General features: G+C 46.5%; 23 protein-coding genes. 8 read left to right on the plus strand and 15 right to left on the minus strand.

The window, feature by feature from the left end; genetic code table 11:
- Positions 1 to 8: 8 nt before the first annotated feature.
- The 4 genes from gshA to AOC32_RS09215 form a co-directional block, all read right to left on the minus strand.
- Positions 9 to 1,307 carry a glutamate--cysteine ligase gene (gene gshA, locus AOC32_RS09200; protein ID WP_108509167.1) on the minus strand — a complete coding sequence of 433 codons (1,299 nt, stop codon included), beginning with the start codon at positions 1,305 to 1,307 and terminating at the stop codon, positions 9 to 11.
- Positions 1,308 to 1,506: 199 nt separating this feature from the next.
- Complete coding sequence (locus tag AOC32_RS09205; protein WP_108509168.1) at positions 1,507 to 2,892, minus strand: ammonium transporter; 1,386 nt, start codon at positions 2,890 to 2,892, stop codon at positions 1,507 to 1,509.
- 10 nt (positions 2,893 to 2,902) lie between these two features.
- Complete coding sequence (locus tag AOC32_RS09210; protein WP_108509169.1) at positions 2,903 to 3,241, minus strand: P-II family nitrogen regulator; 339 nt, start codon at positions 3,239 to 3,241, stop codon at positions 2,903 to 2,905.
- A gap of 26 nt (positions 3,242 to 3,267) precedes the next feature.
- Entirely contained in the window at positions 3,268 to 4,101 is an 834-nt protein-coding gene (locus AOC32_RS09215; protein ID WP_108509170.1) for a TorF family putative porin, read from the minus strand.
- Between the two features lie 256 nt (positions 4,102 to 4,357).
- Between AOC32_RS09215 and AOC32_RS09220 the strand changes: the two genes are divergently transcribed.
- Complete coding sequence (locus AOC32_RS09220) at positions 4,358 to 4,615, plus strand: accessory factor UbiK family protein (protein WP_108509418.1); 258 nt, start codon at positions 4,358 to 4,360, stop codon at positions 4,613 to 4,615.
- Between the two features lie 18 nt (positions 4,616 to 4,633).
- Here AOC32_RS09220 and AOC32_RS09225 read toward each other — a convergent pair whose 3' ends face one another.
- The 8 genes from AOC32_RS09225 to AOC32_RS09260 all read right to left on the minus strand — a co-directional run bounded on the left by AOC32_RS09225 (position 4,634) and on the right by AOC32_RS09260 (position 10,670).
- On the minus strand, positions 4,634 to 5,977 hold the full coding sequence (locus tag AOC32_RS09225) for an MFS transporter (protein WP_108509171.1): 1,344 nt from the start codon (positions 5,975 to 5,977) through the stop codon (positions 4,634 to 4,636).
- Positions 5,978 to 5,984: 7 nt separating this feature from the next.
- Entirely contained in the window at positions 5,985 to 6,446 is a 462-nt protein-coding gene (locus AOC32_RS09230; protein WP_159074935.1) for a hypothetical protein, read from the minus strand.
- A 103-nt stretch (positions 6,447 to 6,549) separates the two neighbouring features.
- Positions 6,550 to 7,521: a lipoyl synthase gene (gene lipA / locus AOC32_RS09235; RefSeq protein ID WP_108509173.1), complete on the minus strand. Its 972-nt coding sequence runs from the start codon at positions 7,519 to 7,521 to the stop codon at positions 6,550 to 6,552.
- Positions 7,521 to 8,180 carry a lipoyl(octanoyl) transferase LipB gene (lipB, locus tag AOC32_RS09240; protein ID WP_108509174.1) on the minus strand — a complete coding sequence of 220 codons (660 nt, stop codon included), beginning with the start codon at positions 8,178 to 8,180 and terminating at the stop codon, positions 7,521 to 7,523. The genes lipA and lipB overlap by 1 nt, the downstream gene beginning before the upstream one ends.
- 9 nt (positions 8,181 to 8,189) lie before the next feature.
- Positions 8,190 to 8,465 (minus strand): HP0495 family protein, encoded by a 276-nt coding sequence (locus tag AOC32_RS09245; RefSeq protein WP_108509175.1) that lies wholly within the window; start codon positions 8,463 to 8,465, stop codon positions 8,190 to 8,192.
- On the minus strand, positions 8,462 to 9,181 hold the full coding sequence (locus tag AOC32_RS09250) for an alpha/beta hydrolase (RefSeq protein WP_108509176.1): 720 nt from the start codon (positions 9,179 to 9,181) through the stop codon (positions 8,462 to 8,464). Before AOC32_RS09250 ends, AOC32_RS09245 begins: the two co-directional genes overlap by 4 nt.
- A 19-nt stretch (positions 9,182 to 9,200) precedes the next feature.
- Positions 9,201 to 9,506 (minus strand): (2Fe-2S) ferredoxin domain-containing protein, encoded by a 306-nt coding sequence (locus AOC32_RS09255; RefSeq protein ID WP_108509177.1) that lies wholly within the window; start codon positions 9,504 to 9,506, stop codon positions 9,201 to 9,203.
- 39 nt (positions 9,507 to 9,545) lie between these two features.
- Positions 9,546 to 10,670 (minus strand): VanZ family protein, encoded by a 1,125-nt coding sequence (locus AOC32_RS09260; RefSeq protein WP_108509178.1) that lies wholly within the window; start codon positions 10,668 to 10,670, stop codon positions 9,546 to 9,548.
- A 38-nt stretch (positions 10,671 to 10,708) separates the two neighbouring features.
- On the opposite strand from AOC32_RS09260, the gene AOC32_RS09265 reads away from it, so the two are divergent.
- Both AOC32_RS09265 and AOC32_RS09270 read left to right on the plus strand, forming a co-directional pair.
- A complete protein-coding gene (locus AOC32_RS09265) occupies positions 10,709 to 11,509 on the plus strand; it encodes a biotin--[acetyl-CoA-carboxylase] ligase (protein ID WP_108509179.1) in 801 nt (266 codons plus the stop codon).
- A complete protein-coding gene (locus AOC32_RS09270; RefSeq protein WP_108509180.1) occupies positions 11,506 to 12,315 on the plus strand; it encodes a type III pantothenate kinase in 810 nt (269 codons plus the stop codon). The genes AOC32_RS09265 and AOC32_RS09270 overlap by 4 nt, the downstream gene beginning before the upstream one ends.
- Here AOC32_RS09270 and rfaE2 read toward each other — a convergent pair.
- The gene (rfaE2, locus tag AOC32_RS09275; RefSeq protein WP_108509181.1) at positions 12,312 to 12,809 is read right to left on the minus strand and encodes a D-glycero-beta-D-manno-heptose 1-phosphate adenylyltransferase; all 498 of its coding nucleotides are present in this window, start codon (positions 12,807 to 12,809) and stop codon (positions 12,312 to 12,314) included. The genes AOC32_RS09270 and rfaE2 overlap by 4 nt on opposite strands.
- 133 nt (positions 12,810 to 12,942) lie before the next feature.
- Between rfaE2 and AOC32_RS09280 the strand changes: the two genes are divergently transcribed.
- Genes AOC32_RS09280 through AOC32_RS09300 form a run of 5 tightly spaced genes read left to right on the plus strand, consistent with a single transcriptional unit; the run spans position 12,943 to position 17,744 of the window.
- Positions 12,943 to 13,518 (plus strand): glutathione peroxidase, encoded by a 576-nt coding sequence (locus AOC32_RS09280; RefSeq protein ID WP_108509182.1) that lies wholly within the window; start codon positions 12,943 to 12,945, stop codon positions 13,516 to 13,518.
- Positions 13,515 to 14,903, plus strand: a complete 1,389-nt coding sequence (locus AOC32_RS09285) for an NAD(P)/FAD-dependent oxidoreductase (RefSeq protein ID WP_234409750.1) — start codon at positions 13,515 to 13,517, stop codon at positions 14,901 to 14,903. Before AOC32_RS09280 ends, AOC32_RS09285 begins: the two co-directional genes overlap by 4 nt.
- A gap of 23 nt (positions 14,904 to 14,926) precedes the next feature.
- Entirely contained in the window at positions 14,927 to 15,712 is a 786-nt protein-coding gene (locus AOC32_RS09290) for a DUF1365 domain-containing protein (RefSeq protein ID WP_108509183.1), read from the plus strand.
- Positions 15,709 to 16,959: an SAM-dependent methyltransferase gene (locus AOC32_RS09295; protein ID WP_108509184.1), complete on the plus strand. Its 1,251-nt coding sequence runs from the start codon at positions 15,709 to 15,711 to the stop codon at positions 16,957 to 16,959. The genes AOC32_RS09290 and AOC32_RS09295 overlap by 4 nt, the downstream gene beginning before the upstream one ends.
- Before the next feature lie 8 nt (positions 16,960 to 16,967).
- Positions 16,968 to 17,744, plus strand: coding sequence for an SDR family NAD(P)-dependent oxidoreductase (locus AOC32_RS09300; RefSeq protein WP_108509185.1), 777 nt, complete (start codon positions 16,968 to 16,970; stop codon positions 17,742 to 17,744).
- A gap of 2 nt (positions 17,745 to 17,746) precedes the next feature.
- On the opposite strand, the gene AOC32_RS09305 is transcribed toward AOC32_RS09300, so the two are convergent.
- Together AOC32_RS09305 and AOC32_RS09310 are read right to left on the minus strand one after the other, a co-directional pair.
- On the minus strand, positions 17,747 to 18,394 hold the full coding sequence (locus tag AOC32_RS09305) for a thiol:disulfide interchange protein DsbA/DsbL (RefSeq protein WP_108509186.1): 648 nt from the start codon (positions 18,392 to 18,394) through the stop codon (positions 17,747 to 17,749).
- Positions 18,391 to 19,023, minus strand: coding sequence for an SPOR domain-containing protein (locus tag AOC32_RS09310; RefSeq protein WP_108509187.1), 633 nt, complete (start codon positions 19,021 to 19,023; stop codon positions 18,391 to 18,393). The genes AOC32_RS09305 and AOC32_RS09310 overlap by 4 nt, the downstream gene beginning before the upstream one ends.
- Positions 19,024 to 19,035 lie beyond the last annotated feature (12 nt).

A 19,035-nucleotide genomic window follows, 5' to 3' on the forward strand; every position in this document is an offset into this window, starting at 1 on the left:
GGCCAGACTTAAGCGGCCTCGGCATCCGGATCGGTGCGCTCAAGCTCAAGCGATGCAGCGAGCAGAGCCAAGCGCGCTACAACGCCATATAAGTAGAATCGGTTTGGTGCTGCGCTGCCTGGCTTTGCTTTCATATCCGGCATGGCGTTTTGCTCAAACGCAAGGGGCACAAAATGCATGCCAGGTGCATTCAAATTCTCATCAGGTCCACGATCGGTATGAACCCGATAGAAACCCCCGACGACATAACGATCAATCATATAAACCACAGGTTCGGCCACCGCCTCATTGACCTTTTCAAAGGTGTAGACCCCTTCTTGAACAATCACGTCACTGACCTCAAGACCCTCTTTAACGACGCTCATCTTATTACGATCACGACGATTCAAGTTCTTTAAATCATTGGGGTCGTGCGCGATCATCACGCCCATTCCATAAGTTCCCGCATCAGGCTTAACAACCACATAGGGCTTATCTTTTATCCCATACTCACGGTATTTCTTGGCGGTCTTTTTGAGCACCTGATCAACGGCTGCGAGTAATTGCTCTTCACCCTTTTGCTCATGAAAATCCATCCCTGTGCAACGGGCGTAATACGGATTAATCATCCACGGATCAATATTGATTAATTTGGCAAATTTCTTGGCTAACTCTTCGTACGCCTGAAAATGATTGGATTTACGACGAATTGGCCAGCCCGCATGCAAACCTGGCAATAAGTATTGCTCGTATACATTCTCAAGGATTGGCGGAATACCAGCCGATAAATCGTTATTGAGCAAAATAGAGCAAGGATCAAAATCCTTCAAACCCAAACGAGTCTTGCGCAAACCTAAACGCGTCAGTGGTTCCAAAACTAATTTGCCACCCTCAGGCAATTCGATGGTGGTCGGTTTTTTAATATCGTCCGATAGAGTACCCAAACGAACATTTAATCCCGCTTGGCGCAGAATCGATGATAGGCAAGCAATATTCTGCAGATAGAAGGTATTGCGTGTATGGCGCTCCGGAATCAATAATAAATTTTTGGCCTCGGGGCAGATTTTCTCAATCGCCGCCATGGCAGCTTGGACTGCCAAAGGCAGCATTTCTGGAGATAAATTGTTAAACCCACCCGGAAACAGATTGGTATCAACTGGAGAGAGTTTAAATCCAGAATTACGTAGATCGACCGAGCAATAAAACGGTGGAGTGTGCTCCTGCCATTCCAAGCGAAACCAGCGCTCAATCGTTGGGGTTGCTTCGAGGACTTTCGACTCGAGCTCTAAGAGGGGGCCACTTAAGGCGGTTATAAGATGCGGGACCATATCCGCATTGTAAGTTTTTTGAAAGAAAGACGCGGAATCTTGCGATTCCGCGCTTAAAAACTAGGCAACCAACCAGTGCCACCTAGTGAGGGGTAAAAAAACAACAAATCACTATTGCAATGCCATGCTACGAACTGCTATTTGATGATTGGGCTTGTTGGAATCACTAAAAACCAACAAACCCGTTTCATCAGAATGCTTATTTTGAATAAGCGGTCTCGCCGTGCGATACGAGATCGAGACCCTCACGCTCTTGATCTTCGTTCACACGTAAACCAATTACGATATCCACAATCTTGTACGCAATTACAGACACAATTGCGCACCAGACGATGGTGATGCCAACACCTTCGGCCTGGATCAATACTTGGCTGGCGATTGAGAAATCATCATCACCCGTTCCACCAAGACTTGGGGCTGTGAACACACCGGTTAGGATCGCACCGATGATGCCACCAACACCGTGAACGCCGAACACATCCAAAGAGTCATCCGCACCGAGCATTTTCTTTAAGCCGCTTACTGCCCAGAAACATACGAAACCGCAAACCAGTCCAATCACAATTGCGCCCATTGGACCGACTGTGCCGCAAGCTGGAGTGATACCAACCAATCCTGCAATCGCACCAGATGCTGCACCTAACATCGAGGCCTTACCTCTAAACATAGTCTCAGCGATATTCCAAGCCAAGACTGCAGCAGCAGGCGCAAGCAAGGTATTAATGAAGGGCAATGTTGCCGTTGCATTTGCTTCTAAGTTCGAACCGGCATTGAATCCAAACCAGCCCACCCAGAGGAGTGATGCGCCAACCATGGTTAGGGTCAAGCTATGAGGCGTCATTGCATCTTTGCCATAACCAATGCGCTTACCAATCATGTAGGCACCAATTAAACCAGCGATACCTGCATTGATATGCACCACGGTGCCGCCAGCAAAGTCGAGATCGCCCTTACCAAGCAGATAGCCTCCTGGGCCCCAAACCATGTGAGCGATTGGGAGGTAGGCGAAGGTGAACCAGATTGCACAGAACAAAAGCACTGCTGCAAATTTCATTCTCTCAGCAAACGAGCCAACAATCAGACAGGCAGTAATGCCGGCAAAGGTTGCCTGAAAAGCAATAAAAATTAATTCAGGGATCTTAGAGGTGTCGGTAAAGGTATCCGATAAGGACTCGATCGTAACGCCCGATAAAAAGAGCTTACTAAAGTCACCAATAAATAACCCTTCGCCACCAAATGCCAAGGAGTATCCATAAATCACCCACAAAATAGCAATCAATGAAAACACTGTCATGACCTGCATCAAGACCGAGAGCATGTTTTTACTGCGGACCAAGCCACCATAAAACAAGGCCAAGCCTGGAACAACCATCATGATGACCAAGATGGTACTTAACATCATCCAAGCAATATCTGCTTTTTCAACAGTCGCTTTTACTTCTGGAGCAGCGGCTGCAGCAGTAGCAGCGGCAGCAGCGATTGGCTCAGGAGCAGCCAAAGCAGCAGACGTTGCCACTACACCAGTGACGCCAATGGCTAGTGCCACTGCGCCACTCGTTAGGACTTTTTTTATCCAATTCAACATGTTTAACCCCTTATAGTGCTGAGGTACCGGTTTCACCGGTACGAATACGAACGACATGTTCGATTGAAGAGACAAAAATCTTGCCATCACCAATCTTGCCCGTGCGTGCTGATTTCTCAATCGCCTCAATGGCGCGATCAAGGATGCCGTCTTCTACCGCAGCTTCAATGCGAACCTTGGGTAAAAAATCAACTACATACTCAGCACCGCGATACAACTCGGTGTGACCCTTTTGTCGACCAAAGCCTTTCACCTCTGAAACGGTGATGCCTGAAACCCCAACTTCTGAGAGAGCCTCACGCACCTCGTCAAGCTTGAAAGGCTTGATGATTGCGGTAATCATTTTCATGCATATCTCCTAGATAGTGAGAAGAATTAGAAGGTTTTGGTGAGAGAGACAAGTGCCCCGGCTCTTCCAAGATTTTTTTGTGGCAATCCTGAAGATGCTGGTGTTGCATATGAGTATGCGCCGTTATATGTAGCAGCATTCGTTCCCACATATGCTATGGCCGCTGATAAACCACCTCCAAAATCTTTGGTAAAACCAAGTTTCCAATCTGTGTAGGAATAAAGAGTGCTATTTGAGACAGTAGCGCCATTAGCAGTTCCAGCAATATATTGATACCCAATGTGACCGTTTGCAGTGATTCCCCATATGCCGGTGTCATAGTTGACGGTTAAGTCAGGGTAATAAGAACCTGAACTATTTGCATTTCCGAAGGCATTAGTTACCGCATAAGAGAACTTAACAAATCCCGCAACAGGACCTAGCGTAAAGTTTTGAGCGGCATAAATTTCGGTTGTATTTGGGCTCACAATAGAAGTGAAGGCGCCAGAAGTTGGATAGTAATATTGCAAGACGCCAATATCAGATGCAAATCCTTTCGCAATTAACTCCTTTTTAAATCCTCCATAGAAATTCATTTCCAATGGTGCGCTGACTCCGGGCTGTCCATCACTAATCCAAGAGATATTTGAGTTCCAGTTTCCGACGTAGACGCCGCTTTCATGAGCATAATCAAAGCCTCCTTGAATGGCTGGCTTAAAGTTAGTTTGACTAATTCCACGGAAGCGATAGTCATTAACGAGCGTTACGTTTGCAGTAATGGGGCTGGTCTCTGGAGCAGGTGCTGGTGCCGATTGGGCCATTGCGCCGCCAGCCAATGCAGAGATCGCTAGAGCCAATGTTGTTTTCTTAAAAGTGTTCATAAATACTCCCTTCTGGTTGAATGAAAAAATGCACTACACATTTATTCATGCAATAAGCGTGCCAGCTTCTTGAATATTGTTTTAAATCAAATACTTAGTAGATTTTTTGGCTTTGGATTTGACTTTATTCGGGCTTAATTTGGTGAGTATTTGGGTTTTTTATGGGATTTTGCACCAAATGAATGCATCATTTGGGGTCATTTTGTGCACCACCTTTGGGCATGCAAGGTCTTTGGGTTCGCCCTACAATTCTTTTATGCAAAAACCCAGTCAACTATTCGAGCAAATGCAGACCATTGCGGTCGATATGCAAAACAAGATCGGTGAGGTCATCCGCAACTCGCCCGCAAAAGACATTGAAAAAAATATCCGAGCCATGATGACCCAAGGTTTTCAGCGCATGGATTTGGTTACACGCGAAGAGTTTGATATTCAGTCCAAGGTCTTGACCAAGACTCGTGAGAAATTGGAAGCGCTTGAAGCAAAAGTAGCTGCTCTTGAAAACAAGTCGTAATCAATAAGTTATAACTGCTTAAATCTTTATAGCTTCATCTGTAGCTTCATCATCTCGAAAGAAAGTAGCTGGAAAATATTTGGGTGCGATCAAGAACCAAATAAAGCCAGCAATCTGCACCACTAGAAATACCGCAAGTGCTAAATCATAAGCACTGGTTTTGTTCCAACCCAAGGCAATGCCTAAATCCAATAAGTGGCCAATACCCCATTGCACAATAAAGGCACCGATAAAGAGTGTTAAGTTGTAGGTGGTGCTAACTCTTCCCGAATAGTGCTTCGGAAAATACAAAACAATAATACTCTGCGCCAACACAAACGAGGCGCACGTAATAGCAAATAAATACCACCAGATCCATACCAAGGGCGTTTGCCAAAAATACGCACAGGCTTGCATGATCATCGATGCCCCTACCATCCAGGTCATGTAACGCATGGTATCAACTCCGCGCTTGGCTAACTTTGGCAAGATCCATGCGTTAAAGAGATAGGCAAAGAGGAGAACGGTATTAAAACCAAAAACGATTTGTGCGGCAGTACTGGGGTGATACTCCATCACCTCAATGAGCCAAGGACCAAACCATAAGGTTTGTATCGCAATAAATCCACCATAACAAAATGTGCCCAGTGGCAGGATCCGCCAGAAAAATGGATTGGTCAAAATCGGCTGATAACTTTGCCACGATAAATTCGCTTGTGCACTGGGTACTTCGTGATTTGTGTGCTGACGTTGCTGATGTTGTTTTCGCACCGGCAAACCAAAGTACAGAATCAGGATTGCCAGAAATGACAAGCCAGCAAGTACCAGAAAGACTCCGCGCCAACCGATATAAGGCGTGACCAGATGAACTGGCCATGTGCTTGCTAGGGCACCACTGGTACCAAACACCAACATGGCTGAAGCTAATTGTCCTTGTTGAGAGGGCGCGTACCAAGCCCTAAAGCCTGAGAATGCAGCCATGAGACATGCAGATACCCCCATTCCAATTAAGACGCGTGCGATGACGAGCGTGTTGAAGTTCTCGGCTAAGGCAAACATAATGGCGCCAATCACCGCAAGGGTCATCACCCATGTTTCAGTAATGCGCGGGCCAAAGCGATCAAGCGCTAAACCCAAGGGAATTTGGGTCATTCCAAAACCAACAAAATAAGCTGATGACAAAAGCCCTAGATCGGCATTGCTAATTTGCAGATCACGCACAAGATCAGGAGCGATCACCACATTAATCGTGCGAAATGCATACGACATGAAGTAGGCCATGGCAAAGCACAAGAAAATCCGTAATGCAAACCCGCCCTCAAGGGGTAGCTTTAGATGATCATTGGGTCTGCCATACCAATGGGAATAATGCGTCCGACTCATTTAGTGCTTAGTTTGGTCGAAACTCATCAAAAAATATAGTGATGTTCTCTTGATTAAGGAGGGGCTCTAATTGGCTTTGCTGCCCCGTCCGAATGACGCTGATTTGATAAAGGTTCACAGAGTCATTTGTTGCTGGTCTAATGAGCCACCGCACCCGCATCACCTTTTTGTTTTCAGGAAGACCTAAATAATAGTCTTGCGTGACTTGTTTAGCTTGACCCGCTGGGCCAATTCGGCTGATAGCATCTTTAACCAGATTAAATTGGGTTGTGTTTGCCTGTCGAAGCAGGGTATTTTTTAACATCTGCTCAACCTGTGTGACCTGACTCGCAATCGTGGCTGGGATTTGTGTGGTCATCACCGCAAATACATCCTCATCGACTTTGCCGAACTCCAGAGTTTGCTTTAGAGACGTTGTTTGATAGGTAATGTCGCGCTCAATTAGTTGGGGCTTACTCGGAAACATCACCGAATAGCCCTGAGCATCGTTTTTAATGGTACGCCAATCAAATTGAGGGCTACACGCTACGATGAGAGTACAAAGGGTAGCTAGCCCAAATATGCGTATTGCCCTATACAACGCCAGCCTCATGGGCTTGTTGATCAGCGTGATAACTTGAGCGCACCATCGCACCAACCGCTGCATGGCTAAAGCCCATCGCATACGCTTTTTGCTCAAACTCTTTAAATGTATCTGGGTGTACATACCGCAATACTGGTAAATGGTGATTCGAGGGAGCAAGGTACTGACCAATCGTGAGCATATCAATATCATGTGCGCGCATATCCTGCATCACCTCCAAAATCTCCTCATCGGTCTCGCCCAATCCAACCATCAAACCGCTCTTGGTTGGTATCTTTGGAAAGCGTGCTTTGAAGTCTTTCAATAGCTTCAATGAGTGTGAATAGTCTGACCCTGGTCTGGCTTGCTTATATAAGCGCGGTACGGTTTCTAGGTTATGGTTCATGACATCAGGCAAGCCTTGTGGATCGCTAGCAAATATATCGAGAGCCTTCTCAAGTCGTCCCCGAAAATCAGGCACTAAGACCTCAACACGAGTTGACGGTGAAAGCTCTTTGGTTCGTCGGATGCAATCGACAAAATGCTGTGCGCCGCCATCACGCAGATCATCACGATCAACGCTTGTAATCACCACATAGGAAAGTTTAAGTGCGGCTATTGTCTTTGCGAGATTAATCGGCTCTTGTGCATCTAAGGGGTCAGGTCTACCATGCCCTACATCACAAAACGGACAGCGTCGCGTACATTTATCGCCCATGATCATAAAGGTGGCTGTGCCTTTACCAAAACACTCACCAATATTAGGACAGCTTGCCTCTTCACATACAGTGACCAACTGGTTCTCACGCAAAATCTGCTTAATCTCATTAAAGCGCGAACTACTCGACGCGGCTTTGACCCGAATCCAGTCCGGCTTTTTTAAGGTCTCGGCTAGAGGCACGATCTTAATTGGAATCCGCGCAGTCTTGTCTGCCGATTTTTGTTTTTGCAGGGGATCGTATTCTTTTTTTAGATCGCTCATCAAACAGGTTCCAATTGCAACTGCTGTTGTAGGTGATTCAGTAAATTTCCTGCAACGGTATCGATATTCTCGCTGATTCCAAGCGACTTGAGGTCAATCGTTTTTAAGCCCTCATAGCCACAAGGGTGGATTGCCTCAAAGGGTGATAAGTCCATATCAATATTCAGTGCTAAACCGTGGTAACTGCATTGTTTGGTAATTTTAAGCCCCAAGGCTGCAATCTTGGCACCCCAAAGGGACGGTGATACCTGAGGCTGCTCACTAAGATAAATGCCAGGAGCACCGGATTTACGCTCAGTGATTACCTTGTAATCAATGAGGGTCTGGATAAGCGCTTCCTCAATGCGCGAAACCAGCTCTTTGACAAAGAGCTTCTTACGCTTAAGATCAAGTAATAAATAAATCACGATTTGGCCTGGCCCGTGATAGGTAATCTCACCGCCACGATCAACTGCAATAAGAGGAATAGAATCAATCGGAGTATGTAAATTACTTGGCTCTCCAGCCAATCCCAAGGTAAAGACCGGAGGATGTTGCAAGACCCACACTTCATCAATCGTCGTCGCAGAGCGTTCTTGTGTAAACCGTTGCATGGCTTCAAAAGCTTCTTGGTATCCCACCAAGCCCAAGAATCGAATTTGTACTGGGCTAGCCTGCATAGCAACTCACTAGAGTACGACGCTCACCAAGGGATGGGTGGATAGTGTTCGATAGATTTCATCGAGCTGCTCACGACTGGTTACATGCACTGTAATGGTTAGGCCGAGGTAATTACCATCACGTGATGGCCGCTCTTCAATGCTTGTCTCCTGAAAATTGGGATCGAATTGTTTTGCAATATGAATCACTGCCGGTAAAAACTCGGGGGCTGCTTTACCCATTACCTTGATTGGAAAATCACATGGATACTGAATCAGGGACTCTGCGGGAGTATTGGTGTTCATGATGATGTTCTCGGAAAGCCCAACCAGTTAGACAAAATAATATTGCGTATGCAGTGCAACTTGCGATGAAAAAAATGATCAGCTCCTGGTACCACATGCACAGTTAATTCTTGAGGACGAGTCCAATCAAATACCGCACTCAACGGAATGGTCTCATCATTTTCCCCATGAATCACAATCGTATCAGCGGGAACACGTTCGGCCAACTCCCACTTGCCTGCTGCGCTACCCACCATGACAAAGCGCTCTACCGGTCGTCCAAGCTCAGCTAGTTTTTGAACCAAATGGGTGCCCACATAACTACCAAATGAGAAGCCTGCTAGCACCAACGGCAATTGATTGACTTGGGTAATCCAAAGCTGCTCATTGGCATTTGGTAGACTTTGCGTCCAAGCTCCTGGGGTACGCATCCAATCACTAATGCAAATTAGATCGTCGAGCTCGCCACGCCCCTCATCATGCACGCCTTCCGATAAACCAACCCCCCGAAAATTGGGTCTCACGCATACATAATCCAACTGATTAAACGTTCTTGCTAAGGTCTGCACCACCTTGTTATCCATGGTGCCGCCGAGTAAGGGATGGGGGTGGGCAATCAAGGCCAATCCTCGCAACTCAGTATGGGGATTTTGTTTGAGGCTCTCTGGCAAATCAATCGAGAGCTGAATTTGGCCGACTGGGCCAGGAATCGTAATGGTTTGGGTCCGACTGTTCATGCCATGCCTAATCGCTTAGTTAAATCATTAAACGTTCGACAGGTTTACCTTGCATCAAATGAGAGTCGATAATTTCTTCCACATCTTCAGTATCGATCATGGAGTACCACACACCCTGGGGATAAACCACCATGACTGGGCCATTGGCACAATGATCTAAACAACCTGCTTTATTTACACGCACCTTGCCTGCGCCGTTGAGTCCTAATTCCTTAACCCGTTTTTTAGTGAAATCAAATAAGGCTTGGGCATTGTGCCGAGCACAGCAATCATCGCCATTACTGCGCTCGTTTAAACAAAAGAATAGGTGGTATTGATAGCTCATCCTAGAAATTATATCGGTGGATGTGGCTTCTGGCCGAACTCACTGATTTGCCCGTCGGGCGAAATGAATCAGCCAAATGAATGCCACTGGCAGCCACAGCCAAGACAGCCATTGCATTAAATCATTGAGGTGGGCTAAACGGCTGTGATTCCATCGAGGCAGGCTAATAGTGAAGTAGGGATTATCTGGAAAATAGTTCACCAAAATCATAAGAGCAACTAAAGCGCTGATACAGGCAATGAGCCGAATGCTGGTTGAAAAGCGTATAAAAATGCTAGCTAGGAGACTGCTGAGCACCATCCCCCAAATTGCACCTGCACTTAACCACACAAAGCCAAACTCCGACCCAAACTGTAAGGATGTAAATAAGGATTTGATCGTGATCGTGATCGCTAATAATCCTGCAAGTATTGGTAGTTTAGGAATATTGTTACGTAGTGCCAAAGAGAAGAATAGGCAAACGCCAAACCAACTAAGGCCTGTTACTAAAGCCTCATAAATCGTGTGGTGCATTCCATCCAATCCCCAGCTTGCAATCGGATTGATGCCAAGACCCAAAAAGCCCATTCCCAACCATGCGCTTTGGGGATAAATTTGTGCGAACGGGAACAAAATAAATAGAGCAACACTTAACCAACGTGTGCCAAACCAGTAATCAAAGCGCTTACGCAGTGCTGTTCCAGATAACCAGTGTGGCCCTAAGGGTTGAGCCAACAGTGCCCCAATTAAGGCACCCATTAAATTAGCGATCCAATCAATTTGTGTCGGTACTCGGGTGGGCAACCAACTTTGTGCACTCTCGATCGCGCCTGATAGAAGGGCGCTAAATACTAAGGCAATGGCAATTGCTCGAAATCCTTGCCAGCGAGGATAAAGAGCGAACACCAAAATAAAGCCCAAGGGAATGTATCCCAAGACATTGATCGTCACATCAAATAAGGTAATGTATTTAGGCAGGGGGCCCGACCACCACGCAAATGGATCTAAACCAAACTTCCAATCCACATTAAAAGGGTTTAAACATCCATAGCCAATGAGCAAGACATAAATGATTGCGATTGCCCGAGCCAGCGGCATTGCCTGCAAAGGCCAATGAATACGCTGAGGCACTCTTGGCGTATCAGTGCGTTCTTGAGTAAGGTCTTTTTTGGCTTTGCCTGACATAAGTACCCATTCTATCGAGACCTTTCTACAATAGACAAATGAACTGGAATTGCATTCTTGAGCGCGTAGCCGAAACTGAATCAACCAACGACGATCTCATGGCGCGTTGGCGCACTGGGGCGCTTATCGACCCCATCTCCCGTTTGGCCAAACACCAAACCAAGGGTAAAGGGCGATCTGGGCGACATTGGTTTGCAGAGCCAAATTCTTCTTTATCGTTCTCGCTCGCTTATCCCTTTGATCAAACACAACAATCCCTGCATGGGCTAAGTCTTGTTTGCGGACTCGCGGTGATCCAGGGGATCTCCAAGAGTCTTGGGCTTGATGAAATGAGTCTGCGTCAACACGGTCTTTCACTAAAGTGGCCCAATGACCTTTTGATCAAGGAACGCAAATTAGGTGGGATTCTGATTGAGGGGGGGAAACTTGCGGGCTCCAATCCAAATGAACGAATTTGGGTGATTATTGGGATCGGTATGAACTTAAGCCATTCCAAATCCTTAGAAGACGCCGCGCAACTGCCCATTAGCGCTCTCTCAGAACTCAATCACAAGCACATGCCGATGGAGGCTGATTTAGTTTGGCTCGCCATTCTCAACGCTCTAGGCGACTATCTTGAACTCTTTGCCAAAAAAGGATTTGTGCCTTTTCGTTCGCAATGGGATTTTTGGGATGCCTATCGCGATCAACCAGTGAGCATTTCGGAGTCAGGCGTAGTTAAGCAAACAGGCATTGCCCATGGCATTAATGAAGAGGGCGCACTTTTACTGCAAGTGCCTGGTAATAGCGAATTAATGGCGATCTATGCCGGAGATGTCTCTTTAAGAAAGCATCTATGAGCTCATTCTTACTGATTGATATTGGTAACTCGCGCTTAAAGTGGGCAAGTGTGAATAGCAAACGCAATCCCGTCGAGCGCGATAAAAAATTATGGGATCATTCCGGTGCCATTGATACCAAGTTACTAGGCTCAAAAGAGCACCGTGATGAGCTGGCTCACTACATTCTCAATACCATCCCAACCCCAAGTGCGATTGGACTTTGCTGTGTGGCGACAGAATCTGCAGTCCAACAGCTCAATGAGCTACTTCAGCCCTGGCAACACTGTCCCCAGTTTCGTCTGCTCGGAAACTCATCATATCCATCTCTGCGCACGCAATACCAAAACACCCACACCCTGGGTGCCGATCGCTGGGCCGCATTAATTGCTGCACGAGAGCTATCGAATGACAACACCTTAGTGATTAGTGCCGGTACCGCAACAACCATTGATTTTTTGGGTGGCAATGGAATGCACTATGGTGGTTGGATCCTGCCGGGGTTGGGACTCATGCGCCAAAGCCTATTGCAACATACCGCCGGTCTTAATGTAGCGAGCCTTGATCAAGGATCGGCTGGCATAGGATTGGATACTGCGAGTGCGATTGATGAAGGATCGCGGCTAGTCCATCTGGGGGCGGTCACGCAGGCAATGAATTTTGCTAAACAGCGGCATCAAGCCATTACCCGTGTATGGATCGATGGAGGTCATGCCGCTACCTTATTTGATGGGCTGATTCACAATCAAATTCCCGCAGAAAAAATGCCGAGTTTGGTACTCCGAGGGCTTTGGGCTTGGCTCAATACCCAAGTCGCAAGAAACTAAGAACGAATCTTGCCAAGTAGGTTCGTAGTGGAGCGCTCATAAATAAAGGGGATCGCGTATGCTTTTCCACCCCATGATTGCACCAGCTTGGTTTCCTCTAAAGACTCGATTGCATAATCTCCGCCTTTGACATAAATATCTGGACGGATCCTACGAATCAAGTCGACAGGGGTCTCCTCTGAAAACAGCACTACCAAATCAACGCTTTCAAGTGCCGCCAAAAGGGCCATACGATCCTCTTGCCCATTAATCGGGCGATCAGCACCTTTTCCTAACATTCGCACCGATGCATCTGAATTAACACCCACGACCAAACTTTTGCCAAGCTGGCGAGCTTGCGCTAAGTAACTGACATGTCCCCGGTGCAAAAGATCGAATACGCCATTCGTAAAAACCATGGGGCGAGCCAAGGACTCTAACTTTGCCTCTAAATCCCCACTAGCAGCACATAGTTTCGCTTCAAAGGCAGGGGGCTTTAGGATTGGCTGCGTCATAGATCAAATTCTAGATGATTCCTACCCAAAACCCTGCTCGATCCTGAATTAAAGGGGTAATTTTCCCCAAAACACAAAAGAAGGCGGAAGACGGTAGACTTCAAGGTTTCTAGCTTAAAAGTGAGGATTCTTGATGAAATGGTTAATCATGATTTCCCTATTTGGTGCAACGACCATGCTAAGTCCAAATGATGCCCAGGCCAACCCATCGGTAAATAAGTGCAGTCCCGCACTGTCACATACCTTTCCAAGGCTTCAGGATGAAATCCCACAAAGTCTTTGCCAATACCAAGGTAAGGTCATCATGGTCGTGAATACAGCCAGCTTTTGTGGTTTTACCAGTCAGTATGAGTCACTCGAGAAAATCTATGCCCGTTATAAAGATCGTGGCTTTGTGATTCTGGGCTTTCCATCGAATGATTTTGGGCAACAGGAGCCCGGATCGAATAAAGAAATCGCGGAGTTTTGCAAAAATACCTACGATGTAAAATTCCCAATGTTTGCTAAAAGCTCCGTTAGTGGCAGAGAAGCGAATCCTCTATTTAAGATGTTGATTGTCAAAACGGGGACCACTCCAAAGTGGAATTTTTACAAATACCTGATTGATCGTGACGGCAATATTGTTGATTCCTTTAATAGCCTAACGAAACCCGATAGCAAATCGATTACCTCTGAAATTGAAAAACTACTAAAGTCAAAAGCCTCGTGAATACTGCTTCCCATTCCATGCCCCAAAAGAAAGTTGCGATTGTTGGCGCCGGCATCTCCGGCTTAGGCTGCGCATATGCATTACAAAAAAATGCGGGGGTTCATGTCACGCTATTTGAGGAAGCTTCGCATATTGGCGGACACAGCAACACCGTTGATATTGAGGTTCCGGGTCGCAATGGTGCAATCAAGTGCGCCGTGGATACTGGGTTTCTAGTCTTTAACCGAAAAACCTATCCGCGCCTAACGCGTTTATTTGAGGAACTGCAGGTTCCAATTGCCTTATCGGAAATGACCTTCTCGGTTTCCATTGATCACTCTCTAGAATGGTCGGGCGATAATCTCAATACTTTATTTGGGCAACGAAAGAATCTACTTCGCCCAGCATTTTGGAGAATGGTTGCCGATATCCTACGTTTTAATCGCTTGGCAACGGCACTAGCAACGAAACAAGTAAGCGCCGGGCATAGCACCGATCCAAAGCAGTTGCAATCGATCGCGTCGTTTCTGGATGAACATGGATTTAGTCAATCGTTTAGGGAGTGGTACTTTTTGCCAATGATTGGTGCGATCTGGTCATGCCCCACCCAACAGATGCTCGAGTTTCCGATCGAAACCATGGTGCGGTTTTGTCATAACCATGGACTCTTGCAGGTCAACAATCGTCCACAATGGCTAACCGTGAAGGGTGGATCGAAAGAGTATGTGGCAAGACTAATCAACGCGATGCATCCGGATCGATTTAAGTTAATTCGTGAGTCGGTCAAAAAAGTGAATGTGCCAGATGCACAAAGCCCAGATAAGCGTATTGAATTAATTAGCTCCCAAGGGATTCATTATTTTGACGAAGTCATCATGGCTTGCCACAGCGATGAAAGCCTAAAACTACTCCATGGGATTGATGAATTTGATCGCTCTCTCTTAGCTGCCATCCCCTATCAAGCAAATCGTGCGGTGTTACACCGTGATGCCAGCCTTTTACCTCAGACCAAGCGCTGCTGGGCAGCCTGGAACTATAAAACCACTTACACCAAAAATCAGATTCAATCGGTCAGTGTGGACTATCTCATCAATAAGCTACAACCCCTACCAGCTGCTTTGCATGAAGAACCGATTATTGTGAGCCTTAACCCCCTGATTGACCCAAAACCTGAATTGGTCTTTAAGGAGATTTCCTATTCACATCCCATTTTTGATGCCAAAGCGATTTCGGCACAGAAGAATCTTTCATTAATTCAAGGTAAGGCAGGAATTTGGTTCTGTGGCGCGTGGACTGGATACGGCTTTCATGAGGACGGTCTTCGCTCAGGAGAATTGGTCGCAGCTGACCTTGTTGCCTCGCTCCATGCCCCGCTTAAGCGCCCGCCATTGCAATCGGCTAACTAAGATAAAGATTAGTATTGCGAGCGATGGCGCATCCACTGATTAATTTTGGTCAAGTCAAGCATAGCCGCTTAAGACCGGTAGTCAATCGATTTAGTTATGGAGTCTTCACATTAAAGATCCCAATGCGAGAGCGCAATCGTAATCCCGAGCTTCTCAAACAATATGGCATGGGCGATAACCAATGGGCCTTTTACTCGTTTTACGACCGCGATCATGGTCACGGTACGGAAAATTCTCTGGCCTGGGCAGAGTCTCTTTTTGAGCAAGAGGGTGTTTCAATTCCTGATGGTGAAATTTGGCTACAAACATTTCCAAGAGTGTTAGGTTACGTGTTTAATCCTGTTAGCTTTTGGATCTACACGGATGGGCATCAAGCGGTACGTGCGATCCTAGCTGAAGTGAATAACACTTTTGGTGAACGGCACTGTTACCTGCTTCACAAAAAAGATGGTGCAGAATTATTTTCAGGCGAAACGCTGATTAGTCAGAAAATTTTTCATGTATCGCCATTTTGTGATGTTTCTGGTGAGTATCGGTTTCGGTTTCTTTTTTCCAAAGACAGCCAACGCAAAATGGATTCGGTATGTCGCATTGAGCTTTACACCGATCATCAGCCACTGATCTACACCAGCATTAGTGGTCAAGATTTTCCCCTGTCACGCTCTGCTTTGAGCCGTGCGAAGCTGCGTTACCCGATGATGACCTTTGGCGTGATTGCGCGCATTCATTGGCAAGCCCTCAAACTTTGGCTAAAGGGGGTACCATTTTACTCAAAACCAACGCCCCCTAGAATTGAAGTAAGCTCATGATTCGACCCGGACAATCCCTGCTCCACAAATTATCGGTATCGCGCACTGAAAAAATCCCGGCAGATGGAAAACTAAGTCTTGCTGCTCGGACCATTGAGCGCCTCTTAAAGCAGTTATCCATCGGTCATCTGGTGATGACTTTTCCAAATGGTGAACAGCGTGAATTTGGCAATCGAACCGATTCCTTACATGCTGAGATTCGCTTCCATCGCTGGTCTGCATTCCAAGACATTTTGCGGCATGGTGATATTGGCTTTGCTGAAGGGTATATCCGCGGGGATTGGGACAGCCCCCATCTTGAAAAGTTACTCGACCTCGCCGTCAAGAACCGCAATGTTCTTGAACGTGCCATTTATGGCAATTGGTTCGGGTCCTTAGTGTATCGATTTCGTCATTTTCTGAACCGGAACAATAAGGCGGGCAGCAAAAAGAATATTCATGCGCACTACGACCTAGGCAATGCGTTTTATCGCCTGTGGCTTGATCCCAGCATGACCTATTCGAGCGCTTGGTTTGGGGCTGACTCGAATGCCAGTTTGGAGCTTGCGCAACGGGCAAAATATCGCAATATCTTAAATTCTCTGGCACTTCAACCCAATAGCAAGATTCTAGAGATTGGTTGTGGGTGGGGTGGATTTATGGAAGAAGCAGCCCTTGCCGGTCACCGGGTTACAGGACTCACCCTCTCAACCGAACAGCAGTCATTTGCAATGGATCGCGTCAATCGACAATGGCCCAATCGCCATGAAGTACGACTTCAAGACTATCGGGATTGCAAGGATCAATTTGATGGGATCGCCTCCATTGAAATGTTTGAAGCAGTTGGCGAGCAATATTGGCCAATGTATTTTGAAACCATTGCCCGCTGCCTGAAGCAAAATGGCAAAGCATGTATTCAAACGATTGTGATCGCTGAAAATCTGTTTGACCGTTATCGCAAAAGCACGGACTTTATTCAGCAATATATTTTCCCGGGTGGGATGTTGCCATCCCGAGAAGCATTTAAACACTATGCACAACAAGCGGGGCTGCAAATCGAATGTGAATTCGCCTTTGGGCATGACTATGCCAAAACCCTTTGTATTTGGTATGAGCACTTTAATCAAAAACTCCCTGAAATCCGAGAGCTTGGGTTTGATGAACCCTTCATTCGGTTATGGAACTTTTATCTGATGTACTGTGCAGCCGGCTTCAAAGAACAAAATATTGATGTCGTTCAATTTACGCTCAGCCACCAACCGAAATAGGGTAATCAATGAAACAACCAGCGATTTTGAACTATCAGCAACAACGCGTATGGGTGATTGGGGCATCGAGCGGCATTGGTGAGGCTTGCGTTAAGGCCCTTTTTCAAAAAGGAGCTCGGGTTGCACTATCGAGTCGTCGCGTCGAACGCCTTGAGGCAATTGCTCAGACTCATCCAAAGGACGATTATCTAATCCTACCTGTTGATGTCATGCGTGAGGCTGATATTCAAGAGGCATATCAGAAGATTGAGAACGAATGGGGCGGTATTGATTTACTGCTTTTTGTCTCCGGAATTTATATTCCGATGCGAGCAGATACCTTCAATATGGCCGACGCTGAGAAAACGGTCGATTCGAATCTCTTGGGTCCAATGCGTGCAGTTGGGGTTGTATTGCCGGCGATGCTTGCCCGCGGTAGCGGACATATTGCCATTGTCGGCAGTGTTGCAGGCTATAGCGGTTTACCCAAGGCCTTGGCTTACGGGCCAACAAAGGCAGCGATGATTAATTTCTGCGAAACCTTGTTTTATGATCTGCAGCCCAAGGGTATTGGGGTTCATATGATTTCTCCGGGCTTTGTGGAAACCGAAGCAACTGCTCAAAATGACTTTGAAATGCCGGCCCTGATCTCTGCACAGACTGCCGCTAATGAAATCCTAGATGGAATTACGCGCGGAGAATTTGATATTCACTTCCCCAAACGCTTTTCAGGTTTTTTAAAGTTCTTACGCATCTTGCCCTACCCAATCTACTTTTGGATATTGCGTAAATTTGTGAAGATCTAAGTCTATTTGTAGCCGTCTTTGCGGACTTTATTCACTAAGAAATCCATCACCTGAATAGACTTGGCACGTGAGCCAGCAATCGATGGCGATGTAATGTACTTCCCCTGAATCGCCACGGTTGGTACACCATCAATTCGGTAGGCATTCCCTAACTGATTAGCAGCGCGGGCTTTTGAAAGAACAGCAAACGAGCGATAGGCTGCTAAGAATGCATTACGATCAACGCCTTGAGCGGCGACCCAATCGGCAATCTCGTTTTCATTGAGAAGTCGCTTGTTCTCACGATGCATGGCAAACATCACTTTGTCATTAAGCGCCTCACCCTTTCCCAAAGACTCCAGGGCATAAAACAATAAGCTATGGGGCATTAGTTCATCACGAAAGGCAATGGGCACTTTCTTAAATACAACATCTTTATTCTGACGCTTTAACCAAGCCTTTAGATCGGGCTCAAACTCGAAGCAATGGGGGCAGCCATACCAAAAGAATTCAATCACCTCGACCTTACCTTTTACATCGATTGGCTGGGCAATCGGTAAAACGCGGTAATCAAAACCTTCTTCAACCTTAATCGGGGCTTGTGCAAGTGCAAATGATTGCAGACCAAATAAGGTCAAGATCAGGACAAAGATTTTGAATAAAGATTTCATGATCGATTTACACGAATAACAGTGGGTTTAATTCCAAGGATGGTTAATTTACTGCGAACGGAGGTGGTATCTTCAATGCTGCCAAATGGGCCAATCCGAACTCGCCAAACCGAGTTTCCATCAACGGCGCTTTCACTCAGTTGCGCCTGAATACCCTGCATGGCTAAATTTGCCTTTTGTGCATCGGCTTCAGTGCGCTGATTAAATACACCGGTTTGAACATAAAACAAAGTATCTGCTTTAGGCTCAGGTTTCGCTTCGGGGGTCTTACCCGCTGCAATATCTGCGATTGGATCGCGTGCGGGGTCGGCTCCGCCAATGCCAGGAACTTTGGTCTGTAGCGGCTTATTAAGGTCAAGCTGAGGTGCGGCAACCGCAGTCTCTTCCTCGGTCTCTTTGTCTGATTTTGGTGGGAGCGGCTTCATAAAAGCAGGCGCGCTTGGGGCCCGAACTCCTGGCTTTTCTTGCGGCTGCGATTTCATTAAATACCACGCCACAATCAGCGCTAGACCTACCCCAACAAAAACGCCAATCAAAACACCCATAATCATTCCGCCCGATTCGGATGAGCCCAGTAGTTGGGTAGCAGATCGCTTTTCTAGTGCGTCGGATGATTTAATGTCAGCCATGGCCTCTATCTT

Source organism: Polynucleobacter acidiphobus (assembly GCF_003065385.1).
Classification (GTDB): domain Bacteria; phylum Pseudomonadota; class Gammaproteobacteria; order Burkholderiales; family Burkholderiaceae; genus Polynucleobacter; species Polynucleobacter acidiphobus.